This window comes from Phormidium pseudopriestleyi FRX01 (assembly GCF_017313335.1).
Classification (GTDB): Bacteria; Cyanobacteriota; Cyanobacteriia; order Cyanobacteriales; family Laspinemataceae; genus Laspinema; species Laspinema pseudopriestleyi.
The window spans coordinates 1-4,136 of sequence record NZ_JAFLQW010000457.1; the positions used below are offsets into that span (position 1 = coordinate 1).

General features: G+C 48.8%; 3 protein-coding genes. All 3 read right to left on the minus strand.

Annotation, left to right across the window (positions count from 1 at the left end; all coding sequences use genetic code 11):
• Nucleotides 1-917 (minus strand): Hsp70 family protein (locus J0895_RS17100; RefSeq protein WP_207089248.1); only part of this gene is annotated, 917 nt, incomplete at its 3' end.
• A 251-nt stretch (nucleotides 918-1,168) separates the two neighbouring features.
• Nucleotides 1,169-1,369, minus strand: coding sequence for a hypothetical protein (locus tag J0895_RS17105; protein ID WP_207089249.1), 201 nt, complete (start codon nucleotides 1,367-1,369; stop codon nucleotides 1,169-1,171).
• 504 nt (nucleotides 1,370-1,873) lie between these two features.
• Nucleotides 1,874-3,061 carry a homospermidine biosynthesis protein gene (locus J0895_RS17110; RefSeq protein ID WP_207089250.1) on the minus strand — a complete coding sequence of 396 codons (1,188 nt, stop codon included), beginning with the start codon at nucleotides 3,059-3,061 and terminating at the stop codon, nucleotides 1,874-1,876.
• Nucleotides 3,062-4,136 lie beyond the last annotated feature (1,075 nt).

The window sequence follows — 4,136 nt, forward strand, 5'->3', positions numbered from 1 at the left end:
AAATCTGCCGTCAGTTCCTCAAACTTAGCCCGAGTCAAGGTCGTATCTAAGTGCTTCGGACCTTCCTGAGTTGCCGTGATAAAGGGCAGGTTGATTTCCGTTTGAGTCACGCTAGAGAGCTCAATTTTGGCCTTTTCAGCCGCCTCAGTCAACCGTTGCAACGCTTGCTTATCCTTGCGCAGCTCGATTCCTTCTGCCTTGCGGAATTCTTCAGCGAGGAAATCCACAATTTTCTTATCGAAATCATCCCCACCCAAGTGGGTATCTCCAGAAGTGGCAAGCACTTCAAACACACCGTCACCCACTTCTAAGATGGAGACGTCGAAAGTCCCACCGCCTAAGTCAAACACCAGAATGGTTTCGTTACTCTTCTTGTCTAACCCGTAAGAGAGAGAGGCGGCAGTCGGTTCGTTGATGATCCGCAACACTTCAATCCCGGCAATTTTCCCGGCGTCTTTCGTCGCTTGACGCTGAGAGTCGTTGAAATAGGCGGGAACTGTAATCACCGCTTGGGTCACTTTTTCACCGAGATAGCTGCTGGCATCATCCACCAGTTTCCGCAGCACTTGAGCGGAAATTTCTTCGGGAGCATATTGCTTGCTTAAGGCAGGGCAATCGAGCTTAACGTTGCCATTGATATTGAGGACTTTATAGGAAACCTCGGTGGTTTCGTGAGTGACTTCGCTATGTTTGCGTCCGATGAACCGCTTCACGGAATAGAAGGTGTTTTCCGGGTTCATCACCGCTTGACGCTTGGCGATTTGACCGACGAGGCGATCGCTGTTTTTCGTGTAAGCGACTACCGAAGGCGTCGTGCGGAAGCCTTCTGCGTTCGCAATCACGGTGGGTTTACCCCCTTCCATTACGGCGACGCAAGAGTTTGTGGTTCCTAAGTCAATTCCAACTACTTTACCCATTAGGGATGTTTTACTCCAATTATTACTAACAAAGGGTTTGGGCTGATTTAGCCCGGTTTATTTGGGCGATCGGAGCAACTGCACGAGGGCAGTTTTTCCAGATTGAATATTTTTTAAGCCTACCAATCTATATGGTGTGGGCGTTTGGGCTTCTATTGAAGGGGAGGTTACCGAACCTCATTAGGGACGGTTTACCGAGAAAGCAGGCTGACAGGGTGTTTTTATGGGCCGATCGCTGATGATTTTTGGGTCTATACCATCCGGTTGGCGATCGCCCCATCTTCCCCCCACTGTCCTTGAATCCTCCCTGAATCCATTGCCCCCCGATTTGGGGTGAACAGATTTACCCTCGGGTTTGCCCATAAGTCTCTTAACAGTTCCCCCTCACTCCCAGGGATTTTCTCCTCAGTTTTCTGTGCGGTTAGATCCTGGTTCTGTTCCACCGGCATCATTGGGGTGAGCTTAGATTTGAGTTCATTGATGTTCTCATCGGGTTTCCTCTCCTAAATAAGAATGAATTTTAAAATCGGTAGAGTGGGCAGAATCGGGTTTTATCGAAACAGTGGGCGATTAAAACACCGATAAAATTTTATATACCCTTGGGAAACTCCCGGGTTTTATCCCTGTTTTTTGTGGAGTTATGTTGCATATTTCGAGTGGGTTACTTCTCTCTAATGTAGGTTAACGAACACTCTATTAACCAGGGGGTAAACCGTAAGAAGACTGTTGTATTTGCCGCCGATGGGCGAAAATTTTTCAACCCTCATTCCAGTTTGACCCTGACTCTAGGATAGGAAAATCTCGGTTTACACTCAGGGGGGCAAACCGTAAGAGGACTGTTGTATTTGCCGTCAAAATCTATCTCGGCGGTTGATGGAGATAAAAAATGGCAATACAAACCCCTCCGAGTTTCAGTAACTCGGAGGGTTCAAATCAGCAAAACACTAATTTAGTTGCTAACCACGCCCTTTGCGGATGGGCGTACCGCAGGGATAAGTAGCTACAGACGCGGGTCTTTCAGAAACGGTGGGGACGGTTTGTTCAGATTTTTTAGCTTGCGCCAATTGGTAGTCTAATTGCAGTTTGGTTAACATTTCCTGGCGGCGATCGTACAGTCGCTTGAGGGAACGAGGGGGACACTGATTCATCACATAAGCGGTGAGAATCGGCAGGGCGATCGTGCTGTCGGTGTAGCAAACTACTGTATTGGGCAGTTCATTGGGATCGACTTTGCCCCAGCTTACGGCTTCAGATGGGGTGGCCCCAGATAAACCGCCGGTATCGGGACGGGCATCGGTAATCTGGATGAAATAGTCATGCCCCCGTTCTTCTAACCCGAGGACCTCGTGAATTTGGGGTTGGGTTTGCAGGAGGAAGTTTTTGGGAGAACCACCACCGAGAATGAACGCGGCACTTTCTCCGGGGAAGTCTTGGTTGGAGTCTCGGGCACCATAGGCGATCGCCGTCGTTTCGTTCACATCGATCGCCGGATCAATCATCAGTTCCGACCCTTCTAGGGCGATCGCTGCCACATTCATCCCGATCGAGCTATCTCCCGGGGACGAGGTATAAATCGGCACCCCGCACTCATACGCCGTTGCCAGCAAGCAGGAATGTTTTACTCCGCGCTGCTTTTCAATTTCACTGACATATTTTCCCAGCAGATAGTGAAATTCTGCCGTTCCCATGCGCTTCTGAAACGGTTCGGCTCGCAAAATGCTCCGAATAAAGGCATCGGTTTCTAACAACACATCATAGTCAAAAATGATGTCGTAGATTCGGATATTACCTTCTTCCCGCAGCTTGATGTCATCCACGAACGGATTTCCTGCATAGAGGTTTAATCCCAGTCCGTAATGGATATCATGATACAGATTTGCCCCGGTACTGATGATGTAATCAATAAAGCCGTTACGGATCAGCGGTGCTAAGGCACTGACCCCAAATCCCGCCGGAGTCATCGCCCCAGATAGGCTCAGTCCCACTGTCACCCCCTCGCGCATCACCTTTTGCGTCAGCAGGTGACAAATTTCCCGCAACCGAGCGGAATTATAAGCCGTGAAGTAACCATCAATTAAGTCCACGACGCTCACGTTCTCGGTCATGGGGGCGGGTGCAATTTTGCGATCGCTCATTTGAGACATTTTTCTACTCCAAACGGTTGAAATACAGGGCATAGTAGCCTTAGCAGACCAAGCGACTAAGGCGATTGACTATGTTCTTTTCGTGAATATTTAAGTGCATTGACATCACTGCCCCAGGTGAAGGATTAAGTCAGGTTCCTTTGAACCGACCTCATCCCTAGGCAGTGGCTGGAGATCTCAACCGAAGGCTCTATCCCGCAAGCATGACGCTTAATGAGTGGATATGACAGATGTTTCGTTCATCTGATGCGAGTTTCTCTGTCATGAATCTGCTCCATTTTTGATAGAGCTAGGGCAGGACAAATCCAGCTTGTTTAGAGACGTTTATCGTCAATCGCCTCATTGTCAAAATTTTGTGGGTCTATAACCCCGACCGACCTAGTTTGCGGACTCGTCAAGACTTAGGGCCTTGACAGCAGCTTGTAAAGAAGCTTCAGAAGTACCGAGGGCAAACCTTATCTAACAGGCCGATCGGACCATACTAGGCGCTTCACATCGATCAGTCCAGGACAGCGCCGGGTCGCAATGCCGTTTACGCTTCAACTGCATATCCAGATACCAGAGGCCACGCCAAGGGTAGCCAGTTAGAGCAAAGAGTTTCAACGTTGTTATGCAACCTCTCTTGGAAGACAACATTTTCACTCTACTCTAGCACTAAAATTCCAGGGCTGAAATCTGGAAATTGAGTTTTTTTAGCGAATTTCTGCCTTTAGGCTTAAATAACATAAGGTTATCTACTTTTTTTGCATTTTTTCGGCTTTTCAGAGGCTTAAAGCTCTGGGTTGAGCCGTAGGACTCAACAAACAGCGGATAGTCCGGGCCCAAATGAAGGGTGGACAATGGGAGGGGCGGTTGGGACCTGGGTTTTTCTGGAAATTCCCCATAGGTTAGCGGGGTTGGGTTGGCATTTCCTTGGGTTGAAATGGGGTCTCGGATGCTTACAAGAGTAGGTTTTTTACGAACGATCCCCGGACCTTGCCAAGGAGAGGGAACTGTCGCTGGAGTTAATAGTAAGGCGAATCACCATAAACGTAAAAAACCTAATGAGGACCCCACCCTAACCCGGACCGATGCC

Bases quoted from the DNA above. Each gene is read 5' to 3' on its own strand.
- J0895_RS17105 (WP_207089249.1), bottom strand. From the start codon at position 1,369: ATGATGCCGGTGGAACAGAACCAGGATCTAACCGCACAGAAAACTGAG.
- J0895_RS17110 (WP_207089250.1), bottom strand. From the start codon at position 3,061: ATGTCTCAAATGAGCGATCGCAAAATTGCACCCGCCCCCATGACCGAG.